Raw genomic sequence first — 17,148 nt, 5'->3', positions numbered from 1 at the left:
AAATCCCGGCATTGACGGCGGCCGAATCCCGTACGCAACGCGGAATGTACGGGGGAGGCGGGCGGAATCCATCGCAGACCCTGACGGCCTTTCGGAAAGGAAAAGCGCGTTGTTCCGGAAATGGTGACCTCCCGGCCGTCGTGGCGTTTCCCCGATGGTGTCCTGTTGGGGCGTTCCGGAATTCGGCGAAGGGGAATTCGAGGTGCGCGGGGGCGACGGCGCCGTTCGCCGCGCGGGGCGGCCGGGGCGCGGACGACGGGGCGCTGCCATGTAACGGCGCTCGGCTCCGATCGCGTAGCGCCGCCCGCCCCCGGTGCGAGCGGCACTCCCGGGGGCCCCGCCGCCGTGCGGCCCTACGCGGGCCCGCCCCGACGGCTCGGGGCGGCTCGGGCTGCTCCGACCGCTTCGACACCGATCGCGCGGACCGCCCCTCTTTGTCCTGGCTGCGGCCTTGGTCGCGGAACATGCCGTTCGGCGGATCTTCCCGCGTACGCGAGAGGCGGGGGAGCGCGGGGGAGCGGTGACGGGGGGCTCGGCCGATCCCACCCGATTCGGACCCGGGGTTGCCCGTTCCGCTCCTCCCGGCTGACCGGTTGCAGGATGAAACGGTCGATGAAACGGCGGGCGCCGACGGGCCGCGTGGCGGCGGGCATTGGCCGTCGCGGTGTCCTCGCCGGCCCTCGCGGCGCCGTGCGGGCGCGGGGCCCGCGCCGCCGCGCTCGCCGTGCCATGCCCGTCACCTGCGGCAATGCGTCGGGCGGGAACGCGGACGATGCCGGGCGCGGCGGATCGTGTCCGCTTCGTTACCGGGAGGCTCCGAGAAAACCGACGCGTGAAGGACTAAAGATGAATTGCCGGGGAATAATGGACCGCCGCAAACGGCGGGTCTTCACCTACGGGACCGTAGGAAATGGCGTTCCTTCGGCCCGATGTCCCTGTGCCGGTGCGGCTCGCACGATCGGGGAAGCGGTGCCGCGACCGGTTACCGTGGCCGGGCGCTGCGAACGGAAAGGAAAATGGGGGCTGTTGCAAGGCGGGGAGGATTCCCTATAGTCGCTGCGGTAACGAGTGACATGCACACTGCATCGGGAGTCACCGCTTTGAGCATTAAGCCGGTGAAGCGCTCACCTCGCCGCGACGGGCCGCCGATGCCCGACGGGCAGGTGGAGTTGGCCGAGCCGCCGGTACTGGGTGAACCCGCCGGCGTGGACTTCGGTTCCGCGCTGCTGTACCTGCCGATGGGGCTGGGTGCCGGTGCGATGGTGCTCATGTTCAGCGTCCGCAGCATGGGCCCGACCACCTACATGATGTCCGGGATGATGGGCGTCGCCATGATCAGCATGACGCTGACCCAGGTGGGCCGCAGCAGCTCGGAGCGCCGCCGCCGGATGAAGGCCGAACGCCGCGACTACCTGCGGTACCTGGCGCAGCGTCGGCGCCAGGCCCGGACCGCCGCGGCCGAGCAGCGCGCCGCCCTGCTGTGGGACAACCCCGACCCGCGCGCGCTGTGGGCGTTCGCGATGGGGCCGCGGCTGTGGGAACGCCGCCCCAGCCACGAGGACTTCGGCCGGGTCCGGATCGGCATGGGCATCCGCCGCGCCGAACTGGTCTTCCTGCCGCCGCAGACCAAGCCCGTCGAGGACCTCGAACCGCTCACCGCGATCTCGCTGCGCCGCTTCACCAAGGCCCACCAGACCGTTCCCGACCTGCCCATCCCGGTGGCGCTGCGCCGCTTCACCCGGGTGGAGTTCGCCGGCGACGGCCAGGAGGCGCTGGCCCTGATGCGGGCGATGGTCGCCCAACTCGCCGTGCTGCACGCCCCCGACGAGCTGCGCGTCGCGGTGCTCGGCAACCCGGCCGCCCGCGCCGAGTGGGACTGGGTCAAGTGGCTGCCGCACAACGCCCACCCCGACGAGCAGGACGACGCCGGCGCGCTCCGGCTGGCCGCCGGCGACCACGACGAGCTGATGGCGCTGCTCGGCCCCGAGGTGCGCGACCGCCCCGACCACGACCCGGACGCGTCCCCGAACGTCACCGAGCCCTACCTGGTGGTCATCGCCCAGGGTGCCCATCTGCCGGACGGCTCACGGCTGTTGGGGGAGGGGATGCGCAACACCCTGCTGCTCGACGCCACCGGCGCCCTGCGCGGCGGCGACGACGTCCTGCGGCTGACCGTCCGCGACGGCACCGTCAGCTTCCCGGCCGGCGACGACGCCTCCGCGTCCGCGACCGCCGACGCGCTCAGCGCCACCGCCGCCGAGACCCTCGCCCGGGGCCTGGCGCCGCTGCGCACCGGCGGCAGCGTGGACCTGACCGAACGCCCGCTGGAGTCCGACTTCGACCTGACATCGCTGCTGAGCATCCGCGACCCCCGCACCTTCGACGTGGCCGCCAAGTGGCGCCCCCGGCAGACCCAGTCGGCCCGGCTGCGCGTTCCGCTCGGCGTCACCGACGAGGGCGAGGTCGTCGAACTGGACCTCAAGGAGTCCGCGCAGGGCGGCATGGGCCCGCACGGCCTGCTGATCGGCGCCACCGGCTCCGGCAAGAGCGAACTGCTGCGCACCCTGGTGATGGGACTGGCCGCCACCCACTCCTCCGAGGTCCTCAACCTCGTGCTGGTGGACTTCAAGGGCGGCGCGACCTTCCTCAACATGGACCGGCTGCCGCACACCTCGGCCGTCATCACCAACCTCGCCGACGAGATCCACCTGGTGGACCGGATGCGGGACTCCATCAACGGCGAGATGATCCGCCGCCAGGAACTCCTGCGCGAGTCCGGCCACTCCTCGCTCTTCGACTACGAGAAGGCGCGTGTCGCGGGCGCCACCCTCGCCCCGCTTCCCTCGCTGCTCATCATCGTCGACGAGTTCTCCGAACTGCTCGCCAGCAAGCCGGAGTTCGTCGACCTGTTCGTCTCCGTCGGCCGGCTCGGCCGAAGCCTGGGCGTCCACCTGCTGCTCGCCTCGCAGCGGCTGGACGAGAGCCGTATCCACAAGGTCGAGGGCCACCTGTCCTACCGGCTGGCCCTGCGCACCTTCTCCTCGATGGAGTCCCGCAGCGTCATCGGCGTCTCGCACGCCTACGAGCTGCCGTCGGCACCCGGCAACGGCTACCTGAAGGTCGACACCACCAACCTGGTCCGCTTCAAGGCCGCCTACGTCTCCGGCCCGGCCCCCGAACCCGCCGCCGAGAACGACCCGGCCCAGCAGCAGCGCGCCGCCCAGGAGGTCACCGTCTTCGGGCTCGACCGCAGCGGCGAACTGCTCTCCGCGCGCGCCGAGGAGACCGCGGCGCTCGCCGAGGCGGCCCGGGCCGCGCAGGCGGCCCGCGGCGCGGCCGCCACCACCGGCCCCGACGGCGAACCCCTCAGCGAGGAGAGCCTGTTGGAGGTACTCGTCGGCCGGCTGGAGGACGCCGGCCCGCCGGCCCGCCAGGTGTGGCTGCCGCCGCTGGACTCCTCCGTCAGCCTCGACCAGGTGCTGCCCGCCATCGTGCCGGACCCCGACCGGGGCATGAGCGCGGCCGACTACCCCCGGCTCGCCTCGCTGCGCTTCCCGCTCGGCATGGTGGACAAGCCCTACGAGCAGTCCCGCGACCTGCTCACCGCGGACCTGTCCGGCGCCGACGGGCACATCGGCCTGGTCGGCGCGCCGCGCACCGGCAAGTCCACGATGCTGCGCACCTTGATGCTGTCCCTCGCGCTGACCCACACCCCGCAGGAGATCCAGTTCTACTGCCTGGACTTCGGCGGCGGCGGCCTGGTGTCCACCGCCGGGCTCCCGCACGTCGGCTCGGTCGCCACCCGGCTCGACCGGGACCGGGTACAGCGCACCGTCGCCGAGCTGACCCAGCTCCTGGAGCGCCGCGAGGCCGAGTTCGGCGCGCGCGGACTGGAGTCCATGGCCGGCTACCGCGCGCAGCGCGCCACCGGCGAACTGGACGACCCGTACGGCGACGTGTTCCTCGTCGTGGACGGCTGGGGCACGCTGCGGCAGGACTACGAGGACATCGAACCGCGCGTCATCGACCTGGCCGCCCGCGGACTGTCCTTCGGCATCCACGTCATCGGCTCCGCGGTGCGCTGGTCGGAGTTCCGGCCGCGGCTGCGGGACCTGCTGGGCACCAAGTTCGAACTGCGGCTCGGCGACACGCTGGAGTCCGAGGTCGGCGCGCGGGCCGCGGCGGCCGTGCCGCACCAGCCCGGCCGCGGCCTGACCTCCGCCGGCCACCACTTCCTGGCGGCACTGCCCCGGCTGGACAGCTCCCCGCACACCGAGGACCTCACCGCGGCGACCAAGGAGGCCGTCGCGGAGATCGACACCTTCTGGACCGGCCGCCCCGCGCCCGGCGTGCGGCTGCTGCCCGGCCGGCTGTCGACCGCCCAACTCCCGCCGGCCGAGGGCGACCTGCGGGTCTGCCTGGGCTGGGACGAGCAGCGCCTGGAACCCGCCTGGCACGACTTCTCCGTCAACCCGCACCTGATGGTGTTCGGCGACAACGAGACCGGCAAGACCAACATGCTGCGGCTGATGGTCGCCGCCATCACCTCCCGCTACACCCCCGAGGAAGCCCGCATCATGGTCGCCGACCCCGGCCGCGGCCTGCTCACCGCGGTCCCCGAGGCGTACCGGGTCGGCTACGTCGTGGACAGCGACGCGCTCGGCCAACTGGCCGCCAGCGCCGCGGTGTCGGTCGGCAAGCGGGTGCCCGGCGCCGACATCTCGCCGGAGAACCTGGCTCGCCGCGACTGGTGGAGCGGCCCGCTGCTGTTCGTGCTCATCGACGACTTCGACCTGTTCTCCGGCGCACCCGGCTCGCCGTCCCCGATGACGCCCCTGGTGCCGCTGCTGGCCCAGGCCCCGCACATCGGACTCCACCTGGTCCTGTCCCGCAGCACCTCAGGCGCGATGCGGGCGATGATGGACCCGGTGCTGCGGCGCCTGTGGGAGCTGGGCAACCCGGCCCTGCTCTTCTCCTACCCCAAGGAGGAGGGCAAGTTCATCGGCGAGGCGAAGCCGCGCACCCTGCCGCCCGGCCGCGCCCAGCTCGTCACCCGGCGCTCGGTCAAGCTCATGCAGACCGGACTGGTGGCCGCGGAATGAGCCGATCCCGTCCCGCCGCCGCCGAGTTCCACGCCGCCACCGGACGTACGACCGGTCAACGTACGACGGCCGAACGTACGGCCGCTGCTCGCGCGATCACCGTCCGTACGACCGGCGCCCGAACCACCGCTGCCCGTACCACCGTTGGGCACGCCGGCGGCGGCCGTACCGCCGCCGCGCGCGACCGAGCCCCCCACCGCACAGGAGCGACCCGATGACCACTGCCTCCGTGGTTCCCGGAGCCGGGACCGGCACCGAGGTGTGCCGGGTGACCGTCGTCGGCCCCGGCGGACAGGCCGACCTCGCGATCCCGGTCACGCTGCCGGTGTCGGCGCTGCTGCCCGTCCTCGTCGAGCACGTGGTCTCCGACGTGCGCGACCGCGGCGCGCCATGGGCGCTGCAACGCCTCGGCGAGGCACCGCTCGACCCGGACGGCACCCCCGCCGGACTCGGCCTGCGGCACGGCGACGTGCTCCACCTGCGCCCGGCCGACGACCCGCTGCCCACCCTGCACTTCGACGACGTCGCCGACGGCGTCGCGCACGTCGTCGGCTCGCTGCCCGGCCGCTGGCGGCCCGAGCTGACCCGCGCGCTGTCCCTGACCATGGCCGCCCTGGCCGTCGTCATGCTCGCGCTGGCCCTGCTGAGCGCCGGCGCCGGCGACTTCGCCGGGGCCGGCGCGGGCATCGCCGCGGTGCTGTTCGCCGCGGCCTGCGCCACCGGCGCCCGGCTGGCCGCCGACCGGGCCGCGGTGGTGACCGCGGGAATCGCGGCGATGGCCATGGGCGGACTGGCCGGACTCGCCTTCCGCGCCGGCCCGCACGGCGGCTTCGACCCCGGCGTGCCGGGCCTGCTGGTCGCCGCCGGCTGCGTCACCGCCGTCGCCGTCGCGCTGGTCGCCCTGCGCGCCATGCCGTTCCTGCTGCCCGGCACCGCGGTCGTCGTCGCCGCGGCCGCGGCCGCCGCCATCGGGCTGCGCGCCGCCTTCGACTGGCGGGCCGGCCAGGCCGTCGCCGTGGTCGGGGTCGGACTGTTCGTCCTCGGCCACTTCGCCCCCCGGCTCTCGCTGCGCGCCGCCCGGCTGCGGGTACCCCAACTCCCGCACAACGCGGAAGAGTTGCAGGAGGACGTCGACCCCGAGCCGCAGGAGCGGGTGGAGCGCCGGGTACGGGCCGCCACCTCCTACCTGGACGCGCTCAGCCTCGGGTTCTCGCTCGCCTTCGCCGTCGTCTTCTGGTTCATGATCCGCGAACACGGCTGGATCGGCTGGGCGTTGCCGCTCGTCCTCGGCGCCGCGGTGCTGCTGCGCGCCCGCGGCCTGGCCGGCACCCTCCAGCGGGTGCCCACCGTCATCGCCGGCGGCCTCGGCCTGGCCCTGCTGCTCCTGCAGCAGTGGACCACCGGCGGCCCCGGCGAGCGCGGCATCGCCGCCGCGCTCCTGGTGCTCACCGCCGTCGCCCTGCTGGCCGGCGCCTGGCGGCTGCCCTCCAGCCGCCTGCTGCCGGTCTGGGGCCACAGCGGCGACATCACCGAGATGCTCGTCGCGATGTCGCTGCTGCCCCTGCTCCTCCAACTCCTGCACGTCTACTCGCATGTGCGCGGACTGACGAGCTGACGGACCGGAACCGAGAGGAGGACCCCCATGCAGACCCGACGGGACCACGTCCAGGCGTACCAGTTCGCCGTCGGCCGGCTGGCCACCGCACTCGTCAGCGGCGACCCCGGCCGCGGCGACAGCCCCACCCGCCGCGCCTCGCTCGGCACCTTCTTCGGCGTGGGCATCGTCATCCTGCTGTGCGTGGGCTTCGGCGTCTACGGCCTGATCGCGCCGGCCCCCGACCACTCCTGGCGCGCCTCGGGCGCGTACATCGTGGAGAAGGAGACCGGCAACCGCTACCTGTACGTCGACGGCGAGCTGCGCCCGGTCCGCAACTACTCCTCGGTGCTGCTGCTCGCCCGCAACCCCACCGCGCACACCGTCTCCCGCCAGGACCTCGAAGGCATCCCGCACGGCACCGCGGTCGGCATCCCCGGCGCGCCCGACGAGGTCCCCGCCCCCTCCCAGGTGATCGGCGACGCCTGGACCCGCTGCCTGCGGCCGCAGTTCGCCGGCGGGCAGAGCATCGACTTCAGCCCCGCGGGCCGGACCACCGCCTTCCCCGCCGACCGGCAGACGCTGCTCGTCGCCGCCGACGGCACCCGCTACCTGCTGTGGAAGGGCACCAAGTACCGCGTCCCGGACCAGGCGACGCTGGTCGCGCTCGGCCTGGACACCGACCAGCCGACCGCCGCCCCCGGCGACTGGCTCGCCGCGGTGCCCACCGGCCGCGCGCTGACCGCGGTCCGCCCCGCCGGACAGGGCAAGCCCGCCGGCACGGTCGCCGGACACGCCGTCACCGTCGGCCAGTTGTTCACCACCACCACCACGACGGCCGGTGAGCGGCACTACTACGTGATGACCCGCGGCGGGGTGGCCCGTACCAACGCCACCGAGTCCGCGCTGCTGGCCGCCGAGCCGCACGTTCCCCCACCCCTCCAGGTGCCCTCCTCCGAGCTGGCCGCCGTCCGCCTCACCGACGACCCCGAGATGGCCGGCGCGCTGCCGGACGTGGCCGGCGCCCCCGCGGTGTCCGCCGACGGCCAGACGGTGTGCCTGGCCCAGCACGTCGACGGCAGCGCCCTGGGCACGCAGGTCGTCCTCGAACGCGGGGACGCCGCCACCGGCAGCCGCGCCGTCCTCGTCCCGCCCGGCCACGGCCTGGTGGTCAGCAGCCGCGAGGAGACGCTCAGGAAGGCCACCCACCCCAGGACCTACCTCGTCACCGACGACGGCACCGCCTACCGGCTGGCGAGCGACGACGTCACCGCCGCCCTCGGACTGTCGGGACTGGTCTCCCTGCTCCCCGACGACATGATCGCCCTGCTGCCGACCGGCCCCCTCCTGACCATGCCCGGCTCGACGAGCGCGGGAGGCGGCCGTGTTTAAGGGCATCCGCGCGCTGCTGCCGCCCGGCCCCTCGCTCCAGTGCCGCGCCGTCGGCGACGCCCTGCTGATCCAGCCCAAGGGCAGGACCGACCAGTCCGCCTGGCGGTTCGCCAACGCCCTGGCCCGCGACGACCAGCACACCGTCGTGGTCGTGGACGTCCCCGGCGTCGCCCCCGACACCGCGGCCGACGCGATGGCCCGGGCCCTGGCCGACAGCACCGGCAGCCTGCGCCTGGTCTTCGGCAGCGGCACATCCGCGGAGATCCGCAGGGCCGGGCAGCGGATCGCCGAGGAACTCGGCACGGTCGTGGTGGTCCCTGACGGCGAGGTGCTGCCCACCGCGGGCGGCGGCCTCTACATCCCCGGCGGCCACGGCTCCGGCTGGCTGCGGCTGCGGCCCGGCCGCCCCTTCGAACACGACTCCATGGGATTCCCCAAGCCCCGCTGGCAGTTCTCGATGATGGACCGGCCCTGGGTGACCAGCCCGTACGCCGTCGTCGAGCCGCTGCCCTGCGGAGTGTGGGTGCGCGGCGCGCTGCCGGACGCGGCGGAGGACAACCGCCGCCGGCTCTTCGGCCGCCTCGCCATCGACCCCGACGTCATGACCGTCGTCCTGGGCTGCCCCGGCGGCCCGGCGGTACCGCTGGCGGACGTCGTACGGTTCTGGGACACCGTGATGCCGACGACCCGCTCGCGCATCCGCTTCGTGCACTTCGGCCCCGTCGCCCTGCCCCAGGAGGGCGAGGCGCTCGGCCAGCAGCTCGCCGACGCGCTGGAGCACCAGGTCGTCCTCTACACCGGCATGACCGACGACGACCGCGCGCCGTCCGACCCGGCCGGCCCCTCCGACCCGTCCGGCGCCTCGCCGAACGGTGCCGCGCCGGACGGCGCCGAACGCACCGGCGGGCGCTCCGCCTTCGTCCGCGAACTCCTCTACAGCCCGCGCGGCACCGAAGGCGCGCCGCCGCCCGCACTGGTCGGAGTGCGCGAACCACTGCCCGGCTTCCCACCGGTCGCCCCCGGTGTCTACGAGTACGCCTTCGACGCCGTGCTGGAGGTCGTCCAGAGCGGGCTGTGGATGCGCCCGCACACCGAACCCGACGACGGAGACGACGTCCGCAGGATCGCCGCCGCCCCCGGCGACCGGCTCTTCCTCTACCACCGCGGCACCCCGGACATGGCCGCGCGCATGCGGGCGCTGGCCGAGGACGCGCTGTGGCGGCTCGGCGCCGACGCCCGCGGCGACTTCGTCCTGCGGCCCGCCGACGACCCGGCCGTCGACACCGGCGCCTGGTACGCCGAGCCGATCGCCGTGTCCGACCCGCACGAAGCGGTGACGGCGGCGATCCCGCCGACCACCCGGCCCGCCGGCACCGCGCCCTGGGCGGCGCCTGGCACGGCGGCAACCGGTGCGGTGGGCAGTGCGGTTGATAACGTTGTCGGGGGTGGCGGCGGGCTCGGGGGCGGGGTTGGGGCCGGGGTCGGCGAGAGCGTTCCTGCGGCTGTGGCGAACGAGTCCGCCGCGGGTCCGGCCGCCGAGCCGCGGCACGCTCCGGTCGCTCCGGCCACTCCCTTCCAGGCGGAGGTGTGGGCATCCGCTGCCGAGGATCTGTCCGCACCCGCACCCGCACCCGCACCCGCACCCGCACCCGCACCCGCACCCGCACCCGCACCCGCGTCCGCCTCCGTGTCCCGGGCCGTCGCCGAGGAGCCGTCGAGTCCGCGGCCGTTGAGCGGCCTGACCGCCGAACTCGCCCTGCCCGACGGCTGGGTCACCTCGACCGCCACCGGGTCCGCCACGGCCGAGGCGGCGATCCCGGCGATGCCCTCCGCGCCTCCCGTCGCGGCGGGCCCCGAGGCGACGGTGACGGCCGGGGCCGCCGCGACCTCTTCGGGTGCCGCAACCGCCGACGGGGCTCTTCAGACGGCCACGTCCGTGTCGGCTGATCCAACGGGCAATGGGCTCACGGGAGTTGGGACTCCGCAGCAGGATGCCGCTGCTCCCGTTCCTACGGTCACGCGGCCGGAAGCTTCGGTGACGCCTCTGCTTGCGGGGCGCGCGGGTTCGGGTGAACCGGATGCGGCGGGTGCGGCGGGCGCCTCGGTGGGTGGAGTTGGTGGTGGCGGTTGGGGTGTGCCTGGGGGTGTGGGGATTTCGCGTTCCGGTGCGACGGAGTCGGGGTCGGGTGCGCACGCGGGGGTTGGTGCGGATTCGGAGCGTGGATCGCTTGCGGGTGGGGGTGCTGGGCCCGAGGGGTTTGCGGGCGGGGCTGCTGGTGCTGTCGCGGTTCCGCGGTCGTCGGGCTCGGAACCGGGGCCGCGTATGGAGGGGAGCGCTGGGCCCGAGGGGCCGGCCCACCCGGCCACCGGCCCGGCCGCTGTACCGCCGGCGCCGGCGCCGTTGCCGGACCCGTTGCCCGCTGCATCCGGGGCGGACGGTCACCCGTCGGTGCGCCGGCTCGCTCTTCCGCTGGCCCACCCGACCACGATCTTCCCGCCGTCGAGCGACAGCCCGGCGCCCGCCGCCGCTGGACCCATGCCTCCGGCGATGCCCTCGGCGACGCAGCCGGCGCGGGCCCCGCGGCCCGCACCCGTCCCCCCTGTAGCGCCCTCGACTTCCGGTGCGCTGCCCGCGCCTGGCGCCGCACCCGTGCCCCCGGCCTCGGGCCCGTCCGTGAGTACGTCCCGGGGCGCAGTGCCCGCGCCGGGAGCCGCGCCCGGGTTCGTACCGCCGGCGGAGCCCACCCCGCCGGGTACACCAACTGCCGTGCTGCCAGGTGCTGCTGGGTCCCCTCCGGTGGCGCCGGAGGCCGCGGCACCTGTGCCGGCTGCTTCGAATGTCGGCGGGTCGGGGTCGTCAGCGGCTGCACCGTCACGTGCGTCAACTGCGTTGCCGCCGACCGCTGCCGGCCCGGAGTCCCGGGTGGCGTCGTCGGTGCCGCCTGCCGCGGCACCCGTGCCGTCTGCTCCCTACGCCGGTGAGCCCACGCCGGGGGCCGCCGTACCGCCTGGGACGTCAACTGCTCTGCCACCAGCCGCTGCTGGGCTGCCCCCGCAGCGCGTGGCGACTGGACCGGGCGCCGTGCCTCCGTCCGTGGCGGCGCCTTTGCCGCCGGGGTTGCCGCAGTCCGTGTCCGGTGCGCCGTCGCGGGTCCCGGCGGCGCCGGGAGCATCGCAGCCCGCGGGGACCGCGCCGTCCACCTCGGGCGCGCCGACTCCGCAGCCGTCGGGCGCCGTTGGGCCCGCGCTCGTACCGCCGCCTGCCGCGCCGCCGCCTGCCGCGCCGCGGCCGGTCGGGCTGCGGTTGGAGTCCGCTGGGGTGTACCCGGCGGCTCCGGTGGTGGCCGAACTCCCGCCCGCCGTCAGCGAGTTGGCGCCGCGGGTGACCGTCGCGGCCACCCCCGTACAACCGCCCGCCGCGCAGGCGCCCGTGGGGGTTCGCGTGCAGCCCGTGCCGAAGGGGGCCGCGTGTGCGGTGCCGCCGGAGCGGGGGATCGAGCGAGAGCGGGACTGGGTGCGCAAGACGTTCCGGGCGCAGTACGACGTGGCCGCGGGAACGGTGGCGCGGGTGATGTCGGAGGTGCCCGGGCTGCGCAGCGCGAGCCGGGAGAAGGCGTCGGACGCGCTGATCGACCTGGTCGCGGTGCGCCTGTACCTGACCGGGAACAGCGCGGGTGTGGACGAGTCCGTGCGGTCCGCGCGGGTCGGGCCGCATGTGCCGCTGGCGCGCTGCGTGGCCTCGGGGCTGCGCAGGCTGCCGTCGTACCGGGGTTCGGCCGTGCTGGGCGCGGAGCTGACCGACGCGGAACGGAGCTGGTACCGGGACGGGCGGCTGGTGACGGAGTGGTCGTTCTGCCCGGCGTTCGCGCTGCCGACGGCGGACCTCCCGGCGGACCTTCCGGCGGAGCCGCGGTTCGTGATCTGGTCGATGACCGCGCGGCGCACCGGCCTGCTGGACGCCGCGGTGCCCGACCGGGTGGTGTTCCTGCCCGGCACGACGTTCAAGGTGCTGCGCCCGGCCGGCACCGCGGGCGACCCGGTCCTGATCCGGGAGATGGCGGCGACCGAGATCGGCGCGGACGGACGGGTGAAGCCCGGGCGCTCCGCGCTGGACGACCTCGCCCTGGAGAGCCTGGAGCGAGCCGCCGCCGCGCTGGCGAAGGCAACGGCGAGTACGCCGGCGGGAGCATCGGCGAAGTCTCCGGCCGAGGCGGGCCGGGCCCCGGGGCCGCGGACCCCGCAGCCGCGGACCCCGCCCGGCCTGATGGCCACCGCGCCCCGGCCGCGCGCCGGGGCCGGCCCGCACGCACCCGCGCAGGGCGCGACTCACGAGGGAGCGACGCTGTGAACCGGCAAGTGCTAGTGGTCTCCCCGGACCGGCCGGGTGCGTACCGGTCGCTGACCGAGGCGCTCGCGGACGCCGCGGAGGGCGCGCTGATCACGGTGGGCCCCGGCCGCTACGAGGAGGCCCTGCACCTGGTGCGCACGGTCACCCTGGCCGCCGACGGCGCCGGCGGCACGGCCCAGGTGCACGCCCCCGCCGGCAGCACCGTCGTCGTGGACGCGGAGGCCGTGCAGATCTCCGGGCTGCTGCTCAGCGGCGCCGACCCGGAGGCACCGGTGCTCGACGTGCGCCGCGGGCAGGCCGCGCTGGACGGCTGCCGGGTGGCGGGTCAGGCGTGGACGGCGGTGCTGGCGTGGGACGCGGGCACGGTGGCGCTGCGCGACTGCCAGGTCACCAACTCCCGTGGCGCGGGCGTGGTGTTGACGTCCGGAGGCGGCAACGTCGTGGAGCGCACCACCATCTCCGAGGCCGGCTCGTCGGCCGTGGTCGTCGCCGAGCAGGGCCGGCTCACGCTGCGCTCGTCCACCCTGGACCGCGCCGCGGGCAACGGCCTGTGCGTCAACGGCCGCGGCGCCGTCGTCGTCGAGGCCACCCGGATCACCGGCAGCGGCAAGCCCGCGCTCGCCGTCGAGCAGGACGGCCGGGCCGAGTTGAGCCGTGTGGAGGTGACGGGCAGCGCCGGCCTGGACGCGTACCTCGCCAGCACCGCCGACGTCACCTTGGCCGACTGCGTGTTCACCGGGTCCCGGGGCGAGTCGGTGTACGTCAAGGAGTGCGCGCCGATCCTGCGCGACTGCGTGATCACCGGAGCGGCCCAGGTCGCCCTGCACGCGGCGGACGGCGCCCGGCCGGTGCTGGAGCGCTGCCGGATCGACGACACCCCGGTGGGCGTGCTCACGGAGGACGGCGCCGAGGTCACCGCGACCGAACTGGCCGTGCGGAACGCCGCGACGGCCGCGGTGCGGCTGGGCGGCGGCGCGGCCCGGCTGACCCGGCTGTCGGTCGCCGACGGAGGCCCCGCGGTGCAGGCGCTCGGCGGCGCGCGGCTGGACGTCGACGAGGCCGACGCCACCGCGAGCGGGACCGTGGGCATCGAGTTGGGGCAGGGAGTACGGGCCCGGCTGTCCGAGGTGCGGCTGCGCGTGGGCGGCGGCTGCGCGCTCGCCCTGGCGGACTCCGCCCACGCCGAACTGGACGGCTCGACCGTCGAGGGCGGCGGCGTCGTCATCGGCGCGGACAGCGAACTGACGGCCCGGGACAGCGAGTTCAGCGGCTCCGACGGCGACGGCCTGCGGGTCGCAGGCGGCACGCTCACCGCCGTCGGCTGCCGGGTGCACGGCGCCCGCGGTCACGGCGTGCACCTCGCCGCCGCCTCCCGCGCGGAGCTGAGCAACTGCACCGTCTTCGACAACGCCGGCGAGGGCATCCGCTCGGAGACCGCCGAGCCGGTCGGCGTCCACGACTGCGAGGTGCGCGACAACTCCGGTGCGGGCGAACGCCGTTCGGCCGCCGGGCGCGGTGGCGGCAGCGGACCGGACGCGGGCGGCAAGGAGCTGACGGCCACGTCGGCCGCCGGCGGCGGCGCCGCGGGCCCGGGTCCGGCCGTGACGGCCACCGGCGGCACGGGCGCAGGCCCGCTCGCCGAACTCCAGTCGCTGGTCGGCCTGGAGAGCGTCAAGCGCGAGGTCACCGGCCTGATCGACCTCAACAAGATGACCAAGCGGCGGATGGAGATGGGCCTGCCCATGCCGCCGATGAGCCGGCACCTGGTCTTCGCCGGCCCGCCCGGCACCGGCAAGACCACGGTGGCCCGCCTCTACGGCGCGGTGCTGGCCGAGTTGGGCATCCTGCGGCAGGGCCACATCGTGGAGGTGGCCCGCGCCGACCTGGTCGCGCAGATCATCGGCGGCACCGCCATCAAGACCACCGAGGTCTTCACCAAGGCACTCGGCGGCGTGCTCTTCATCGACGAGGCGTACACCCTGACCAACCAGTCCCGCGGCTCGGGACCGGACTTCGGCCAGGAAGCCGTCGAGACGCTGATGAAGCTGATGGAGGACCACCGCGACGAGATCGTGGTCATCGTCGCCGGCTACTCGGCGCAGATGGACCAGTTCCTCGCCTCCAACCCCGGCATGGCGTCCCGCTTCGCGCGGACCATCGAGTTCCCCAACTACGAACCGGACGAACTCGTCACCATCGTGCGGGGGTTGTGCGGCAAGCACTACTACGAACTCGACGACGGCGCCCTGGAGGCGCTGAACCGCTACTTCGTGGACGTGCCCAAGGGCGACACCTTCGGCAACGGCCGGGTGGCCCGCAAGATCTTCGAGGAGATGATCGGCCGCCAGGCCACCCGGCTGTCCGCCCAACCCCACCAGGACGACAGCGCGTTGAGCGTCCTGACCGGCGAGGACGTGACCGAGCTGCCCGGCACCCCGACCGCCGGCGACAGCGACCCCGAACTGCCCGAGCTGCCCGGACTGCGCCGGCTGGCCGCCATCACCGGCCTGGACACCGCCCGTTCGGCGCTGCGCACCCGGCTGCGCGCCCTGTCGGCCGCCCAGCAGCGGCCCGGCACGCGCCCCGAACCGCTGTCCGCCCGGGCCAACGTCGTGCTCGAAGGCCCGCCCGGCAGCGGCCGCCGCGCCCTCGCCGCGCTCTACGGGCGCTGCCTGGCCGAGCTGGGGCTGCTGCCCACCGGCGCCACCCGGCACATCCGGCTCTCCTCGCTGCCCGCCCGCTGGGCCGAACAGCCCCTGCTGCGGCTGGCGTCGGCGCTGGAGGAGAACGCCGGCGGGGTGCTCGTACTGGAGTGGACCGAGGCGTTCGAGCAGCGCAGCCCGCAGTCCCGCGAGGCCGTGCTCAACGCGCTCGCCCGGATCGTCACCGTGCCCGGCGACACCGTGCTGGCGCTCATCGGCACCCCCGAGCACCTGATCGGCCTGATGCGCGAACGCACCGACGTCGCCCAGGGGTTCGCCGAATACGCCCGCCTGGAGCCGTACACCCCGGAGCAGACCGTGGAACTGGTGCGGCGCCGGCTGCGCGGCTACGGCTTCCAGATGGACGAGGACGTCGCCCAGGCACTGGCCGAGACCTTCGCCCGCTCGCCCGAACAAGCCGGCGCCTACCGCGCGCACCGGCTCGCCGAGAGCCTCGCCGCGAGCGCGCGGGCGCGCACCGTCACCCCGGCCGACCTGCCCCGCCAGGCCCCCGAGCAGGCGGCGGTGCTCGCCCCGGACGAGAGCGCCCGGGACGAGAGCGCCCCGCCCCCGGCCGCGCCCCCCGAATCCCCCGAACCCCCGTACCAGCGGCCGGAACCGCTGGCCCGGCTGTGAGCTTCCGGCCCGCCGTGACCACGAGCGGCACCCGCGGCGGACCGGGACGGAAGAGCAGACGCACACCGACGAGAGGACAGCCCGACCATGGCACTGACATCAGTCGAACTGCAGGGAATGACCGCCGCCCAGGGCACCTTCCAGACCGCCCTCGACGACGGCGCCACCTCCTACGCCCAGATGGCCGGCCAGATCGACGGCCTGCGCGGGAGCTGGACCGGTGACGCCTCGACGATCTACGGCAACGCCATGCAGGCGTGGCTGGACGACTTCAACAAGGTGAACCAGGCGCTGCGGACGATGCTGGAGAAGCTCCAGCAGAACACGCAGGTCTACGCCAACACCCACGAGGAGACCCAGCAGACCGCCCACACGGTCGCCCAGAACATCGCCTCCGGCGTCACCAGCCTCCCGGGCTTCTGACCCGCACCGGCCGCACCGCACCACCGCCCGTTCCCCCTCTTTCCTCCAAGGAGCCCCCCGTGGCGACGTACACCGTCCAGATGGAGCAGGTCGACGTCATCGTCGGCGAGATGAACGCCATCACGCAGCGGATCAACCAGGCCCTGGCCGACCTCGACAACCAGGCCAGGATCAACCTGAGCGAGTGGACCAGCGACGCGCAGGCCACCTACGCCGAGGTCAAGGCGCAGTGGGACGCCGCTGCCGCGGACATGACCCAGAAGGCCGCCCTGGCCACCCAGCAGCTCGGCAACATCAACGAGTACTACTCCCTGGGCGAGCGCGCAGGCGTCCAACTCTGGGGCTGACCCGCCATGACCTACGGAACCCTCGACGGCACCCTGCCCCCGTCGCCCCCGGCGCCGAAGCACACCGCCCAGGCGTACGACGGCGGTACCACGCTGCCGGCCGGGCAGGGCACGTACAGCAACGACACGCCGTTCACCCCGCCGTCGGTGCCGGGCGGCACCGACGGCGGCAAGGGGACGAGCGTGGACACCCCGTCGATGGACGTGTTCGCCGACAACATCGACAAGCTCATCGCGCCCACGCAGGCCGCCGCCAAGAAGCTGGACCCGGTCAGCACGGCTCCGGGCGCCTTCTACCACGCCGACCAGATCCGCTCGAAGGTCAACGGGCTCAACGCCGACTCCGGGCTGAAGGCCCAGTACGGCAAGGTCCTGGCGGATCTGGTGCAGGGGCTCGGCGACCTGCGGGACGGAGTCAGGCAACTGGCGTCGCGCTACTCCACGTTGGAGGACGCCAACAAGATGACGTCCCAGGATCTGCAGACCGCCATGCAGTCGGCGGACGGCGACTTCTCCGTCCTGCTGACCGACTCGGGCGGGGCGTCGTCCGGCGGGGGCGCGTAACCGCGCGCGGCAGCAGCCGCGTTCACCGTACGCGGCGGCT

General features: G+C 74.7%; 8 protein-coding genes. All 8 read left to right on the top strand.

Annotation, left to right across the window (positions count from 1 at the left end):
* Positions 1 to 1,115: 1,115 nt before the first annotated feature.
* The 8 genes from eccCa to OG896_RS00470 all read left to right on the top strand — a co-directional run bounded on the left by eccCa (position 1,116) and on the right by OG896_RS00470 (position 17,108).
* On the top strand, positions 1,116 to 5,102 hold the full coding sequence (gene eccCa, locus OG896_RS00505) for a type VII secretion protein EccCa (protein WP_443056893.1): 3,987 nt from the start codon (positions 1,116 to 1,118) through the stop codon (positions 5,100 to 5,102).
* 214 nt (positions 5,103 to 5,316) lie between these two features.
* Entirely contained in the window at positions 5,317 to 6,717 is a 1,401-nt protein-coding gene (gene eccD / locus OG896_RS00500; protein ID WP_329361280.1) for a type VII secretion integral membrane protein EccD, read from the top strand.
* A gap of 27 nt (positions 6,718 to 6,744) precedes the next feature.
* Positions 6,745 to 8,088, top strand: coding sequence for a type VII secretion protein EccB (gene eccB, locus OG896_RS00495; protein ID WP_329361278.1), 1,344 nt, complete (start codon positions 6,745 to 6,747; stop codon positions 8,086 to 8,088).
* Positions 8,081 to 12,436 (top strand): hypothetical protein, encoded by a 4,356-nt coding sequence (locus tag OG896_RS00490; RefSeq protein ID WP_329361276.1) that lies wholly within the window; start codon positions 8,081 to 8,083, stop codon positions 12,434 to 12,436. The genes eccB and OG896_RS00490 overlap by 8 nt, the downstream gene beginning before the upstream one ends.
* Positions 12,433 to 15,774: a right-handed parallel beta-helix repeat-containing protein gene (locus tag OG896_RS00485; protein WP_329361274.1), complete on the top strand. Its 3,342-nt coding sequence runs from the start codon at positions 12,433 to 12,435 to the stop codon at positions 15,772 to 15,774. Before OG896_RS00490 ends, OG896_RS00485 begins: the two co-directional genes overlap by 4 nt.
* A gap of 87 nt (positions 15,775 to 15,861) precedes the next feature.
* Positions 15,862 to 16,197 carry a WXG100 family type VII secretion target gene (locus tag OG896_RS00480; protein ID WP_329361273.1) on the top strand — a complete coding sequence of 112 codons (336 nt, stop codon included), beginning with the start codon at positions 15,862 to 15,864 and terminating at the stop codon, positions 16,195 to 16,197.
* 59 nt (positions 16,198 to 16,256) lie between these two features.
* Positions 16,257 to 16,544, top strand: a complete 288-nt coding sequence (locus OG896_RS00475; protein WP_329361270.1) for a WXG100 family type VII secretion target — start codon at positions 16,257 to 16,259, stop codon at positions 16,542 to 16,544.
* A 6-nt stretch (positions 16,545 to 16,550) separates the two neighbouring features.
* On the top strand, positions 16,551 to 17,108 hold the full coding sequence (locus OG896_RS00470; protein WP_328473519.1) for a hypothetical protein: 558 nt from the start codon (positions 16,551 to 16,553) through the stop codon (positions 17,106 to 17,108).
* Positions 17,109 to 17,148 lie beyond the last annotated feature (40 nt).

The sequence above is a fragment of the Streptomyces sp. NBC_00669 genome, assembly GCF_036226785.1.
Lineage (GTDB): Bacteria > Actinomycetota > Actinomycetes > Streptomycetales > Streptomycetaceae > Actinacidiphila.
The sequence above is the reverse complement of the archived record's forward strand: the minus strand, read 5'-3'. Positions and strand labels throughout refer to the sequence as shown.